Below are 11,615 nucleotides of genomic sequence, written 5' to 3'. Positions count from 1 at the left end.
GTGGTCGCAAACTCCACCCGGTTGATCCGAGGGCACTGCCGCAAATGCGTGGTAGGCCGGCGCAGCGACTGATCGCTCGCGCTCGATGCGAGAGCTCGACCCCACGCTCTGTTCGGTGTGTCGATCGCTGGTGCGGTGCTCACGCGCCTGGAGCGGCGTGCTGAAGATTGCGGTGACGACCAGTCCGGTCAACAAGGCCTTGGACAGGACTGACCCGATGGGATTTTTTTTGAATGTAGTCATGGTGGCGGTTCCTTTCGATTTGGTGATCTCCCGCGAGGCAAGAGATCCGATCCACCACTCATAGACGTGCGTTGCCGCGTCCTTATTCCCAACTCACAAAGTAGTTTCCGAGGCGCGTACAATCTTCTCGGACACGAGACAGAGCTCCACGCCAGATTGGGTTGCCTGCATCGAACGTGAATAAAAGTTTAGCTGACCGAGAACCAGGCGTGTCCACGCAGTGCGAGGCGAGCCTTTCGAGGCCGTGACGGCGAGACCGAAAAAGCGCATGGACCCACAGCGCGTATAAGACCATATTACCCAGGCATCACTTTGTTCGAAGAGCAAGGGATTGATCGAATGTACGCCAACATTCTCTTGAGCACGGATGGGTCGGACCTCGCGCGAAAAGGCGTTGAGCATGGCATTGCCCTGGCGAAGGCCTTGAACGCCAGGCTGACGATCATCACGGTGACGGAGGCGCTGCCGGTCGACTATGGGAGCGGACACGCCTCTGGATGGATTCCGACCCAGGAGGAGGTTGACAGCTTCAACGCAGCCTGCAAAGCCCGAGCGGGTAAAGTGCTCGATGAGGCGCGCGCCATGTCGGAGCAGATCGGCACGCCTGCGGAACTCCTGCACGTTCCGAATGCGCACCCGGCGACTGCGATCATTGAAGCAGCAGAGTCGAGAGGCTGCGACTTGATCGTCATGGCCTCTCATGGGCGTCGCGGCCTCAGGAAGCTGTTTTTGGGCAGCCAGACATCCGAGGTCCTGGTGTACGGAAGTATTCCGGTGTTGGTCGTGCCGAAGCCGGCATAGGGACTTACCCGGCGCCGCCTGGCTGTTTCGCTGAGCTACTGTACAAGAAACGATGGCCGCTCTCTGGCGGCAGGAGAATTTGATGGTCAGTGAAAAAGGCCCGAACATCAAGAAGAAGCAGAAATGCAAGAATTGTGAAGGCAAAGGCTTACTCAAGAAGGGCGACAAGGTGGTGAAGTGCCAGCGCTGCAAAGGCACGGGGGTGCGGTGATATCGAGTTGATCACCGCTCCATGACCGGGGGATTGCGATGACGGTCCACTTCGCCAGCGATCGATTTTATTTTCGATCTGCGAAGCTGGATCGGGCCAAGGTCACGGCGTCACCAATTCGCCTTAGCGTATTGGCGTTGCGCAAGGTGCCGACGCCTTTCAGGCGCCCCGCGCCTAACGCCGAAAGCAAACGCGATCGCGATGGATCGCCCCTAAAATGGATCCAGAGATCGCCGCCGGCGACGGCAATTCGTTCATCGCTGACATAGTGCGCCAGGGCGTTTTCGCCGCCTTTCGGGATTGGACTGCGCATCACGCGAACGGCGACCCTTTGCGGATCGGCGGTCGCTTCGGCACGAAACGGGTTTGCGCGCAGCAGGCGTCGCCACCTGTCAGCGTTGCGAACGATAATTGCGACATGCTTGCCGAACCGCGCGTTGAAGGCGACTTCGAGATTTTTCTCCAACTCGGAAATCGACGCCTTGTCGCTCTCAAACGTCAGATTTCCCGTTGCACCGATGGTTCTGGGGTCGTGAAGGCCGAGTCCTTGCGCCATGGCACGCAGCTCGGCCATCGCCAATCGCCGGCCGAGCGGCAGAACCACACTGTAAAGCAGGGCCACGTAGGTCGTCATCGTTGGATGGCTCTCGTTTTCGGTCGGCTGTCCTAACCAGCTCTATCTTTCACAAGGTCAAATATCTTACGGGGTGCAGTCAAGCACTGTCACCGTAATAGCCCGCACCATGAAGCCACTGGTATTCCGGCCGGCAATATCAAGCCTCGTGCAGTATTCTGGGCGATCCATCACAGAAAGGTCGTGAGCTCATAAGCCAGCACGGCTCCGCCAAGACAGCGCCGCCATGGGTTCACCCCGCGGAAAATCTCGTCGAGGGCCCAAATGATGAGGCCGCCTTTGAACACGATGTCCAGGGCAATAGCGGCAGTGCCCGGCGGCTGCCAGACCCAGCGCAGGACACCGGCCACGATGACGACCCAGAGAACGAGGTTGGGGACCTGGGCGATCGTGATGTCACCGGTTTCGCGATTCCGAAAGAACCATTGCAGGAACCTGGACATGATCACGCTCGCCTCTCCGATCGCGAGGTTACTCGCATAATCCGGTCACCGCGATTGCGGCCGTCCCGATGTCTGCTATCGAGGGCCGCATCGAGTCTTTCGCGATTTCGGGAGATGATGAGGACAACGCTGGATTGCTTGCCATCGACGGGCCGCCCGCGCGTCCCGACGCATTGCGGATTTTTTCGATGGAGCAGCCACATCGAACAAGGGCGCCGTCGCCGGCGCCCTTCATCGCTTGCCGCTCAATCCCGGCTGCGATGCAGCACGTGCCGTTGCTGCTGCGGGGCATAGGCCCGCATCGGGTTGATACCGCAGCTCTCGTTGGTGCCGCTCGCGGTGGCACGGCACTGCTCATAGGTGGAGAACTCGCAATTGCCGGGGTAGCCCGATTGGCGGCCCTGCAGGCAATAATTGTCTTGCACCTCGGTTGCGGACGCGGCGGTAGAGGATGCCGCGACGGTCAGGGCGGAAACGGCCGCAAGGACGGCGATGGCAAGATGACGATGCATGGGGAACTCCTGTGTAGCGCTCGCTGGATGCGAGAACTCTCGTGAGCTAACGCTTCAGATCTCGAATGCTTCGCAGGCGGAGAGATTAAATCGCTGTTATGTGCCACAGGGGCGGCACGCCCGTGCTCCGCTCCACCACGCACTCCGCACCATCGATAACGCAGGGTGCGTGACGAAAATCCCTGATGGTGGCGGGCTTGTCGCCGACCCAGCACGTACCGAATTTGGTCCAGCCGGCCGGCGCGCGATCTTACAGCTCAGGCGGCCAGCCCGATCGCTCGGCTCGACGCAAGGACGACTTTACGATCAGGCGATGGAATGGCGCGATTCCCGCGATATAGGCCCGCCCTCCCAAATGATTGAAGGTCACGACCGTTGTGGCGACCAGTCGGCGGCACAAAGCGGACTCTTCAACCAGAACGGACAAACGGAAGTCGAGATGGCGATCGTCCTCACCAAGAATAATCTCATGACGACGCCGATCGTAGACCCGAAAGAAATCGATCCTGTCGGTCGCAACGTCATCGCGCAACTCAGACGATGTCTTGAGACCAAACCCCGCAACCAAAGTGTCCCTTAGAGCCACTAGCCAGCCAACCCACCGCGGCTGACCCATCAGCATATGGGTGGCGAGGCGCTCGGCATCGCCCGTCGCATGGCTCGGCAGATCGATCGCGAATGCGTCAGCGAAGCCCGCATTGGCGTAGAGCGGCTCGAGCACCGAATGTTGGGGCAAATCCACTCGAGCAACGCGCGCCATAGATGTTCCGCCCGGACTGAATGGAAGCGAAGAGGTGGTGGAGACCAATAGCACCGGCTAGCCTCACCAACAAGCGGCGAGGCCACTGGGCAGGTCGATGCCCCCTTCCCGCTCAGCGGTCATTGAAACTGAAGCGCAGACCACGCTGCCGGCCACGTACACTCAACCTCCATCCACCACGCACTCCGCATCATCGATAACGTAGGCTGCGTGACGAAAATCCCTGATGGTGGCGAGCTTGTCGGCGGACCAGTTCAACAGCATGAAATATTTCGGCCGCCCACTCGGCTCGTTCGGATCGAACACCAGGATCGCGGGACGTCCGTCGACCTGCCCCGTCACCAGGTGCCAGTCGCTGATCTTCGAATAATTGCCGAAATAGCGCGACACCTCGGCCTTGCCATTCAGCCTGGTGCGGTTGACGAGCTCGAGCCTGACGTCATCGGCGATCATGGCGCGGATCGCGTCGAAGTCGCGGGCATTGAAACGGCCGACATAGGCGTTGAGCCGCGTGCGGTCGGCCTCCGACAGGCCCGGCTGCGGCGCGTCGTCCGGCTCCCCGGCGAACTCACGCAGCTGCGTGCGCCCACGATGCAGCGCGGCCTTCACCGCCGGCAGGCTGAAATCCATGATGTCGCAGACCTCGGCAAGCGAGCAGCCGAGCACGTCCATCAGGATTACGCTGGACCGCTGCGCCACCGGCAGCCGCATGAAGGTGCGCAGGCTGGTCGCAGCGATCTGGCGGCTTTCCACGTCATCGAGCTGGTCGGCAATCATCTCCACCTCCTCAGCCGAATGCAGCGCCTCCTGCCGGTTGCGGCGGCGCAGGAAATCCAGCGCGGTGTTGTGCGCGATGCGGAACAGCCAGCCCTCCGTATTGACGGCGGGCGTGACCGATTGCAGCGCTCCCATCGCCTTGATCAGCGCATCCTGCAGCACGTCCTCACCGTCGATGACCGAGCCGACCATGCGCGCGCAGTAGCGATGCAGCTTCGGCCGCATCCGCGCCAGCAGCGCCTCGATATCGATGGTGGCCAGTGGCTCTGGCGCCATTGTTCCTCCGACTCGCCTGGTCAGGACTCGTCCAGCATACGGTAGTTGCCGACGATCCTCACATCACGAACCAGCGGCGGCTCGGCGCAGCGGTCGCGGATGCCGTCCTGGAACGCCTGAAACGCCCTCAGTTTCGGGATCGGGCTCGAGCCGTCCTCGGCCGCGGCCTCGACCAGATGGATGAAGGTGTCGTCCTCCAGCCGCAGCGTCAGATAGCGCACGCCGTCCGGCCCGGCCGCCTTCAATTCGGCAAATACGGCCGAAACCAGCTCGGCGTTCCTGTCGGCCAGCTCCGGCTTGGCCTTGTACCTGATCAACGTCCTTTTCATCGCGCGCTCCCTGCTCATGTCGCGACCTCCCGCATGGCTTTCCCAGACAACCGGTGCCCCGCTTTTCCGGATCAAGCTCGCGTCAATGGCCGCGTCATCCCCAAGGACGTTTGGCGGCCGGCGAAGGATGCGGCCCGGAAAAAAATATTTCGGGGCGCATCCTTTGCCCCTCCGGCCTCGTCTAGCCGGCAGAACGCGCCGCGACAGGGTGGCGCAACACACGGAGAGAGGGCGATGCAGACCCCGACCAATCGCGCCGAGAAGAACTGGGTGCTTGGCGTCACGGCGCTGGCATCCTTCATGATGGCGCTGGACGCCATGATCATTACGACGGCATTCGCGACCATCCGCGCCGAATTCGGCAGCCCGGTCGAGACGCTGCAATGGACCGTCAACGCCTTCAACCTGACCTTTGCCGTGCTGCTCCTGACCGGCGCCGCGCTCGGCGACCGCTTCGGTCGCCGCCGCATGTTCGCGGCCGGGATCGCCCTGTTCGTCGTTGCATCGGCGGCCTGTGCGCTCGCCGGCAACGCCACCGCGCTGATCGCCGCCCGCGCGCTGCAGGGCGCCGGCGCCGCGCTGGTGATGCCGCTGGCGATGGCGATCCTGAGCGGCACGTTCGGTCGCGAGGAGCGCGCCCGCGCGCTCGGCATTTTCGCCAGTATCACCGGCTGCGCGCTGATCATCGGCCCCGCCATCGGCGGCTTCATCACCGAACATTTCGGCTGGCGCTGGGTGTTCTGGATCAACCTGCCGATCGGCCTGATCGCGATCGCCCTCGTGCTGGCACGCTTGCGCGAAAGCTTCCGACCGGCTGCCGCATTGGACATCCCCGGACTGTCGCTCGTCGCCCTCGCGGCGCTCGCGCTGGTCTGGAGCCTGTTGCGCGGCAACGCCGTGGGGTGGGCGAGCGCCGAAGTCATGGGCACGCTGATGTCAGGCCTGGTGTTCACCGCCGGCTTCGTGCTCTGGGAATTGCGCGCGGCCGCGCCGATGGTGCCGATGCGGCTGTTCGCATCGCGGGCGCTTGCCTCCGGCATGTCCGCCAGCGTCCTGTTCTACGCCGCGATGTATGGCGTCTTGTTCCTGCTGCCGCAGTTCCTGCAGACCGCGCTGGGCTTCGACGCCTTCGGCGCCGGACTTCGCCTGCTGCCCTGGACCGCGACGCTGTTCGTCACCGCCCCGATCGCCGGCGCGGTCGTCAACAGGTTCGGCGAGCGGCCGCTGGTGGTGACGGGATTGCTGATGCAGGCGATCGGTCTTGGCTGGATCGCGGCGATCGTGGGCCCCGCGGTTGCCTACTCCGCTCTCGTCGCTCCGCTAGTGCTGGCCGGCGTCGGCGTCTCGATGGCGATGCCGGCGGCGCAGAACGCCGTCCTGAGCTCGGTCGCGGTGGCAGAAATGGGCAAAGTGTCCGGCATCTTCAACATGGGCCGCTTCCTCGGCGGCATGTTCGGCATCGCTGCACTGGTGGCGAGCTTCTCGGCCAACGGCGGAGTCGATTCGGCCGCGCATTTCGAGCGCGGATTTGCCGCCGCGATGAGCCTCGCCGCAACGCTGTCGCTGGCCGGCGCGATTGCGGGGCTTTTCCTGCCGGCACGGCGACGGATCGCCAGCGCAGCCGCGCAGCAAGATGCGTGACGCGCACAGCGGCGGATACCGCACCATTCACTGTTCGCCCTAATCGAACAGTGAAGCCAATTCCGGAGAGATTATCCAACCATACTGCCCGCCTATTATCTCCCTCACCAGACAGGGAGACCCACCATGACCATCCAACACCCACGCACGGCCATCGTCACCGGCAGTTCGAAGGGCATTGGCGCCGCGGTCGCCGAGCGGCTGGCGCGGGACGGCCTCGCTGTCGTCGTCAACTATGCAAGCGGCGCTGCGCCGGCCGAGGCGCTGGTGGCGAAGATCAAGGCCGCCGGCGGGGCGGCGATTGCGGTCAAGGCCGACATCAGCAAGCTGGCTGACGTGCGCGCGCTGTTCGACGCGGCCGAGACGGCGTTCGGCGGCGTCGACGTGCTCGTCAACAATGCCGGGATCATGAAGGTCGCCCCATTGGCCCAGACCTCCGACGAGGTATGGGACCAGACCATCGCGATCAACCTCACCGGCACCTTCTATGCGCTGCGTGAAGCGGCGAAGCGGCTGCGCGAGGGCGGCCGGATCGTCAATTTCTCGACCAGCGTGGTCGGCCTCTATCAGCCGACCTATGCAGCTTACGCCGCGACCAAGGCCGGCATCGAGGCAATCACCCACATCCTGTCGAAGGAATTGGGGCCGAGGCGCATCACCGTCAACGCGATCGCGCCGGGCCCCGTCAACACCGAGCTGTTCCACAACGCCAACCAGCACAACATCTCGCCGATCATCGACCGGACGCCTCTCCATCGTCTCGGCGAACCCGACGACATCGCGCGCGCGATCTCGTTCCTGGTCGGGCCCGACGGCGGCTGGATCAACGGCCAGATCCTGCGCGCCAATGGCGGCATCATCTGAAGCCGCATCGTCTGGAGATCATGACCATGAGCGATGCGATCACGGGCGGGGCTCCGCGGCGCAGCCCCGCGTCCTGCTGTTGCCTGGCTTGCGCAATGTCTACGAGATCGCCAATCCCGTTTCCTATGCGGTTCTGCGCGTTGCCTTCGGATTGATCCTGTTCACGCACGGCTTGCCGAAACTGCTCGGCGAGTCCCACGGCGCCATGGCCAATCCGTTCGCGAGCTCCATCAATTTCATCACCAATTCATTGCATTTTCCGGCCCCGGTGGCGTTCGGCTATTTCGTGATGCTGCTGGAAACCATCGGGGCCATCATGCTCGCCGCGGGGCTGTTCACTCGCCTCGTCGCGCCGATGGTCGCCGTGCAGATGGCGATGATCTGCCTGATCCATTACCCCAAATGGGCCTGGATCGATCGCGGCATGGAGTACCCGTTCCTGATGGGCCTCGTTGCCCTGCACATGTCGTTTCGAGGCGGCGGGCGATTTTCCGCGGACCGCTTGATTGGACGGGAGCTTTGAAGGCACGCCGGGCGGCCCTGCCCGCTCCCGCCGTTCAATCCCCCCGCACACAACGCCACAGCAGATCGGCGATCTCGGCGCGGCGCTGCGCCCTCGCCTTCGGCGAGGACATGTCGAAGGCGAATTGCGCCTCGAAGGTGTGACGGTTGGCGACCGCGAAGAAGCTCAGCGCATTCAGCGTCATGTGCAGCTCGACCGGATCGATGCCGGGCCGGATCGCACCGCAGGCCGCGCCGCGCTCCAGCACCTTGGCAATCTGGCTGATGCTCGGCTGCGTCATCTCCTTGAGCCTGCGGCTGATGGCCATGTGCCGTCCGCGATGGATGTTCTCGATGCTGACGAGGCGGACGAATTGCGGATGGTCCTGGTGGAAATCGAAGGTGAACTCGGCAAGCCGGCGGATCGCAGCCTCCGGCTCGAGCGCCTCGAGATGCAGATCCTCCTCGGCGGCGCGCATCTCCGCATAGGCCATCTCCAGCACCGCGGTGAACAGCTCTTCCTTCGAGTTGAAGTAGTAGAAGATCAGCCGCTTGGTGATGTTGGCGCGGGCGGCGATGGCGTCGGTGTTGCCGCCGGACAAGCCGTTCTCGGCGAACTCCTCGAAGGCGATGTCGAGGATCTCCTGCCGCGTCCGCTCGCGGTCACGCCGCTTGATCGGCACCGGCTTCGCCGCCCGGACGGGCTGCTTCTTCACACCTGGCATCTGGCCCTTTGGTCCTTCGCGGCGGCCTGTCGCGGCCTCGCCCTTCCTCCATAGCGCAATCGCGGGCACTTGACATCAATTATCCGATTGGATAATTATCAATTAACCTATGGATTAATTAGGAGGGAGGAGACACATGCGCTTGATCGGCGACCGCCGCGCCAGCTCCCGACAGCAGCGACTGCCGGGAATGCCCGTGCAGGGACGCAGGCCATGACCGCGCTCGGCCTTGCCCACCTCACCGCGTTGGAGCTTGCGCCCACGGCGCTGGTTGCCGAGGCGGCGCGGGCCGGGTTTGCCGCCGTCGCGCTACGCTTCATCCCGGCAACCATCGACGGGCCGGCCTATCCGACGCAGGTCGGCACCGAGGCCCACCGCGCGCTGAAGCGCGTGCTTGACGGCGAGGGCGTGCGGGTCAGCGACATCGAGCTGGTCCAGCTCAAGCCCGCCATCGACATCTCCTCGCTCGCAGCCTGTCTCGAAGCCGGCGCCGATCTCGGCGCCACCGCGATCATCGCTTCGGGCGACGATCCGGATCGGTCCCGGCTCAGCGCGCGTTTCGCCGAGCTCTGTCAACTCGCCGGCTCCTTCGGCTTGCGCGTCGACCTCGAATTCATGCGCTGGCGCGCGATCGGCAATTTGGCGCAGGCCGCGGCGGTCATCCGCGACGCAGGGCAGACCAACGGCTCCATCCTGGTCGACGCGTTGCACCTGGCGCGCTCCGGCGGCCGCGCCGCCGATCTGATCCCGCTTCCCGACCATTGGCTTCGCGCCGCGCAACTCTGTGATGCCGCCGCCGAAGCGCCGGCAACGGACGCGGCCGTCATCGCCGAGGCGCGCGCGGGACGGCTACCGCCCGGCGACGGTGCTCTGCCCCTCGGCGCACTGCTGGAGGCACTGCCCACTGATGCCGCTCTCAGCGTCGAGATGCCGTTGCCGGCGCTCGACGCAAGAGAGCGGATCGCCACGGCGTTCAATGCAACCAGGAACCTGCTCGAAGGCCACGCTCGCGGCGCCAGACGCCGCGACTGTCACGGCTGGGCCTAAACCCAACGGAATGCACGAGATGACAAAAATCAGGATTGGCGTGATCGGCGCGGGATTGATCGGGCGCAAGCATCTGCGCAAGCTGGCCGAGCACGGCGATTACGAGCTCGCCGGCATCGCCGATGTCAACGCCGAGCAGGTCGCAGCCGAGCAGCCCGGCGCACGCGTCTTCGCGGATTACCGGAAGCTGCTCGACGAGGCGCGGCCCGAGGCCGTGATCATCGCATCGCCCAATCAGCTCCACGCCGAGAACGGCATCGCATGCGCGCGGGCCGGCATCCATATCCTGATCGAAAAGCCGGTCACCGATACGCTCGAGACCGCCGCCGGCCTGATCGCGGAGGTCCGCAAAGCCGGCATCCGGTCGCTGGTCGGGCATCACCGTCGCCATCATAGGCAGGTGAAGGCGCTCAAGGCGCTGCTTGGCGAGGGCCGTATCGGAGATGTCGTCGGCGTCTCGGCGATCTGGGCCACGCACAAGCCGGCCGACTATTTCAAGGCGGCGCCCTGGCGGTCGCAAGCCGGTGGCGGGCCGATCCTGATCAATCTGATCCACGAGATCGACTTCCTGCGCTTTGCGGTCGGCGAGATCGTCGCCGTGGAGGCCATCGCCGCGAACCGGCAGCGCGGCTTCGCGGTCGAGGACACCGCCGCCGCACTGCTCGAGTTCGAGAACGGCGCGCTCGGGACGTTCTTCCTCAGCGACTGCGCGGTGACGCCATGGACGATGGAACAGGGTCTCGGCGAGGCGCCGGAGTTTCCGTTCAGCGGCCAGAGCAGCTACCGCCTGATGGGCCGCCGCGGCGCGATCGAATTCCCAAGTCTCGATCAATGGACACAGGAAGGCGGCGCGCAGGACTGGAACAGGCCGATCCGGGCGCAGGCCAATCATGCGGCGTCGATCGATCCTTACGTCGCGCAGCTCGATCATTTCCGCGACGTGGTGCGCGGCGTGACGCCATCGCTGCAACCGGTCGAGGACGGCGCACGAAGCCTGCTGGTGACGCTCGCGATCGCAGAGGCCGCGACTGCGCGACGGCGCATCGACCTGCGCGAGCGCTACGCGGCGCTCGGGCAAGGCGAGCAGGCAACGACCTAGTCGGACAGACGCGAACGGGCCAAGCCACGCCAAGAGGGCGGCCCGGCCACGCCAAGAGGGCGGCCCGGAGGGAGGAGCGAGGTGAACTACAAGTTCGATTTCGGACCCGTGATCGAGGGCCTGCCGGAGCTACTCTGGGGCTGTGCCGGCACGCTCGGCCTGGCGCTGTCGGGCATGGTGCTGGCGCTGATCATCGGGATCGGCGGCGTGCTGCTGCGCGATTCCCGGCTCGCGCCGCTGCGCTGGCTCGTCATCGCCTTCGTCGAGGCGATCCGCAACACGCCATTCCTCGGCCAGATCTACTTCGTCTTCTTCGCGCTGCCGATGGTCGGCATCCGCCTCGATCCGACGCTGACCGCGATCATCGCGCTCGGCGTCAACGGCGGCGCCTATGCGATCGAGATCATTCGCGGCGGCGTGCAGTCGATCAACAAGGGGCAGGTCGAGGCGGGACTGGCACTCGGCCTGAGCCGGACGCTGATCTTTCGCCTGATCGTGCTGAAGCCGGCGCTGCGCGCGATTTTCCCCTCGCTGACCAGCCAGTTCATCATGCTGACGCTGACGACGAGCATCGCATCGGCGATCTCGGCCTATGAGCTGACCTCGGTCGGACAGGCGATCGAGACAAATACGTTCCGCAGCTTCGAGGTCTATGGCGTCGTCACGCTGCTCTATCTCGCGATGTCGTGGATGCTGATGCAGATGTTCGCGCGGATCAACGCGCGCTTCCTGCTCTATCCCGTGAAGTGAGG

The 11,615-nt window shown here is 64.4% G+C and carries 16 protein-coding genes; 9 read left to right on the top strand and 7 right to left on the bottom strand.

Going from position 1 to position 11,615, the window contains the following annotated elements; genetic code table 11:
• Window positions 1–157 precede the first annotated feature (157 nt).
• From AC5ZFO_RS31775 to AC5ZFO_RS31765, 3 genes are all read left to right on the top strand, one after another.
• Entirely contained in the window at window positions 158–307 is a 150-nt protein-coding gene (locus AC5ZFO_RS31775) for a hypothetical protein (RefSeq protein WP_496122984.1), read from the top strand.
• 275 nt (window positions 308–582) lie between these two features.
• Complete coding sequence (locus AC5ZFO_RS31770; RefSeq protein WP_282524478.1) at window positions 583–1,044, top strand: universal stress protein; 462 nt, start codon at window positions 583–585, stop codon at window positions 1,042–1,044.
• A gap of 82 nt (window positions 1,045–1,126) precedes the next feature.
• Window positions 1,127–1,255: a hypothetical protein gene (locus AC5ZFO_RS31765; RefSeq protein ID WP_256374932.1), complete on the top strand. Its 129-nt coding sequence runs from the start codon at window positions 1,127–1,129 to the stop codon at window positions 1,253–1,255.
• 67 nt (window positions 1,256–1,322) lie between these two features.
• Here AC5ZFO_RS31765 and AC5ZFO_RS31760 read toward each other — a convergent pair whose 3' ends face one another.
• From AC5ZFO_RS31760 to AC5ZFO_RS31735, 6 genes are all read right to left on the bottom strand, one after another.
• Window positions 1,323–1,889 carry a DUF1697 domain-containing protein gene (locus tag AC5ZFO_RS31760; protein ID WP_496122983.1) on the bottom strand — a complete coding sequence of 189 codons (567 nt, stop codon included), beginning with the start codon at window positions 1,887–1,889 and terminating at the stop codon, window positions 1,323–1,325.
• A gap of 170 nt (window positions 1,890–2,059) precedes the next feature.
• Complete coding sequence (locus tag AC5ZFO_RS31755) at window positions 2,060–2,332, bottom strand: hypothetical protein (protein WP_282524480.1); 273 nt, start codon at window positions 2,330–2,332, stop codon at window positions 2,060–2,062.
• Window positions 2,333–2,577: 245 nt separating this feature from the next.
• On the bottom strand, window positions 2,578–2,844 hold the full coding sequence (locus AC5ZFO_RS31750) for a DUF3551 domain-containing protein (RefSeq protein WP_282524481.1): 267 nt from the start codon (window positions 2,842–2,844) through the stop codon (window positions 2,578–2,580).
• A gap of 250 nt (window positions 2,845–3,094) precedes the next feature.
• Window positions 3,095–3,604 (bottom strand): DUF2867 domain-containing protein, encoded by a 510-nt coding sequence (locus AC5ZFO_RS31745; protein ID WP_282524482.1) that lies wholly within the window; start codon window positions 3,602–3,604, stop codon window positions 3,095–3,097.
• 162 nt (window positions 3,605–3,766) lie between these two features.
• On the bottom strand, window positions 3,767–4,657 hold the full coding sequence (locus AC5ZFO_RS31740; RefSeq protein WP_282524483.1) for a sigma-70 family RNA polymerase sigma factor: 891 nt from the start codon (window positions 4,655–4,657) through the stop codon (window positions 3,767–3,769).
• 20 nt (window positions 4,658–4,677) lie between these two features.
• Window positions 4,678–4,986: a hypothetical protein gene (locus AC5ZFO_RS31735; RefSeq protein WP_063986663.1), complete on the bottom strand. Its 309-nt coding sequence runs from the start codon at window positions 4,984–4,986 to the stop codon at window positions 4,678–4,680.
• 234 nt (window positions 4,987–5,220) lie between these two features.
• Here AC5ZFO_RS31735 and AC5ZFO_RS31730 point away from each other — a divergent pair, with 234 nt between their 5' ends.
• From AC5ZFO_RS31730 to AC5ZFO_RS31720, 3 genes are all read left to right on the top strand, one after another.
• A complete protein-coding gene (locus AC5ZFO_RS31730; RefSeq protein ID WP_496122982.1) occupies window positions 5,221–6,627 on the top strand; it encodes a DHA2 family efflux MFS transporter permease subunit in 1,407 nt (468 codons plus the stop codon).
• Window positions 6,628–6,753: 126 nt separating this feature from the next.
• Entirely contained in the window at window positions 6,754–7,491 is a 738-nt protein-coding gene (locus AC5ZFO_RS31725) for an SDR family oxidoreductase (protein WP_282524485.1), read from the top strand.
• Window positions 7,492–7,570: 79 nt separating this feature from the next.
• Window positions 7,571–8,014, top strand: a complete 444-nt coding sequence (locus tag AC5ZFO_RS31720; RefSeq protein ID WP_282524486.1) for a DoxX family protein — start codon at window positions 7,571–7,573, stop codon at window positions 8,012–8,014.
• A 34-nt stretch (window positions 8,015–8,048) separates the two neighbouring features.
• On the opposite strand, the gene AC5ZFO_RS31715 is transcribed toward AC5ZFO_RS31720, so the two are convergent.
• Entirely contained in the window at window positions 8,049–8,717 is a 669-nt protein-coding gene (locus AC5ZFO_RS31715) for a TetR/AcrR family transcriptional regulator (RefSeq protein ID WP_282524487.1), read from the bottom strand.
• A 213-nt stretch (window positions 8,718–8,930) separates the two neighbouring features.
• Here AC5ZFO_RS31715 and AC5ZFO_RS31710 point away from each other — a divergent pair, with 213 nt between their 5' ends.
• From AC5ZFO_RS31710 to AC5ZFO_RS31700, 3 genes are all read left to right on the top strand, one after another.
• Entirely contained in the window at window positions 8,931–9,764 is an 834-nt protein-coding gene (locus AC5ZFO_RS31710) for a sugar phosphate isomerase/epimerase family protein (protein ID WP_282524488.1), read from the top strand.
• A gap of 19 nt (window positions 9,765–9,783) precedes the next feature.
• Complete coding sequence (locus tag AC5ZFO_RS31705; RefSeq protein ID WP_282524489.1) at window positions 9,784–10,863, top strand: Gfo/Idh/MocA family protein; 1,080 nt, start codon at window positions 9,784–9,786, stop codon at window positions 10,861–10,863.
• Window positions 10,864–10,944: 81 nt separating this feature from the next.
• The gene (locus tag AC5ZFO_RS31700; RefSeq protein ID WP_166082181.1) at window positions 10,945–11,613 is read left to right on the top strand and encodes an amino acid ABC transporter permease; all 669 of its coding nucleotides are present in this window, start codon (window positions 10,945–10,947) and stop codon (window positions 11,611–11,613) included.
• The last annotated feature ends 2 nt before the right edge of the window (window positions 11,614–11,615 follow it).

The sequence above is a fragment of the Bradyrhizobium sp. Unk1 genome, from assembly GCF_059512345.1.
The sequence above is the reverse complement of the archived record's forward strand: the minus strand, read 5'-3'. Positions and strand labels throughout refer to the sequence as shown.

Excerpts from the sequence above, each read along its gene's own strand:
- AC5ZFO_RS31770 (WP_282524478.1), top strand. The coding sequence starts at position 583 with ATGTACGCCAACATTCTCTTGAGCACGGATGGGTCGGACCTCGCGCGA.
- AC5ZFO_RS31765 (WP_256374932.1), top strand. The coding sequence starts at position 1,127 with ATGGTCAGTGAAAAAGGCCCGAACATCAAGAAGAAGCAGAAATGCAAG.
- AC5ZFO_RS31760 (WP_496122983.1), bottom strand. The coding sequence starts at position 1,889 with ATGACGACCTACGTGGCCCTGCTTTACAGTGTGGTTCTGCCGCTCGGC.
- AC5ZFO_RS31755 (WP_282524480.1), bottom strand. The coding sequence starts at position 2,332 with ATGTCCAGGTTCCTGCAATGGTTCTTTCGGAATCGCGAAACCGGTGAC.
- AC5ZFO_RS31750 (WP_282524481.1), bottom strand. The coding sequence starts at position 2,844 with ATGCATCGTCATCTTGCCATCGCCGTCCTTGCGGCCGTTTCCGCCCTG.
- AC5ZFO_RS31745 (WP_282524482.1), bottom strand. The coding sequence starts at position 3,604 with ATGGCGCGCGTTGCTCGAGTGGATTTGCCCCAACATTCGGTGCTCGAG.
- AC5ZFO_RS31740 (WP_282524483.1), bottom strand. The coding sequence starts at position 4,657 with ATGGCGCCAGAGCCACTGGCCACCATCGATATCGAGGCGCTGCTGGCG.
- AC5ZFO_RS31735 (WP_063986663.1), bottom strand. The coding sequence starts at position 4,986 with ATGAAAAGGACGTTGATCAGGTACAAGGCCAAGCCGGAGCTGGCCGAC.
- AC5ZFO_RS31730 (WP_496122982.1), top strand. The coding sequence starts at position 5,221 with ATGCAGACCCCGACCAATCGCGCCGAGAAGAACTGGGTGCTTGGCGTC.
- AC5ZFO_RS31725 (WP_282524485.1), top strand. The coding sequence starts at position 6,754 with ATGACCATCCAACACCCACGCACGGCCATCGTCACCGGCAGTTCGAAG.
- AC5ZFO_RS31715 (WP_282524487.1), bottom strand. The coding sequence starts at position 8,717 with ATGCCAGGTGTGAAGAAGCAGCCCGTCCGGGCGGCGAAGCCGGTGCCG.
- AC5ZFO_RS31710 (WP_282524488.1), top strand. The coding sequence starts at position 8,931 with ATGACCGCGCTCGGCCTTGCCCACCTCACCGCGTTGGAGCTTGCGCCC.
- AC5ZFO_RS31705 (WP_282524489.1), top strand. The coding sequence starts at position 9,784 with ATGACAAAAATCAGGATTGGCGTGATCGGCGCGGGATTGATCGGGCGC.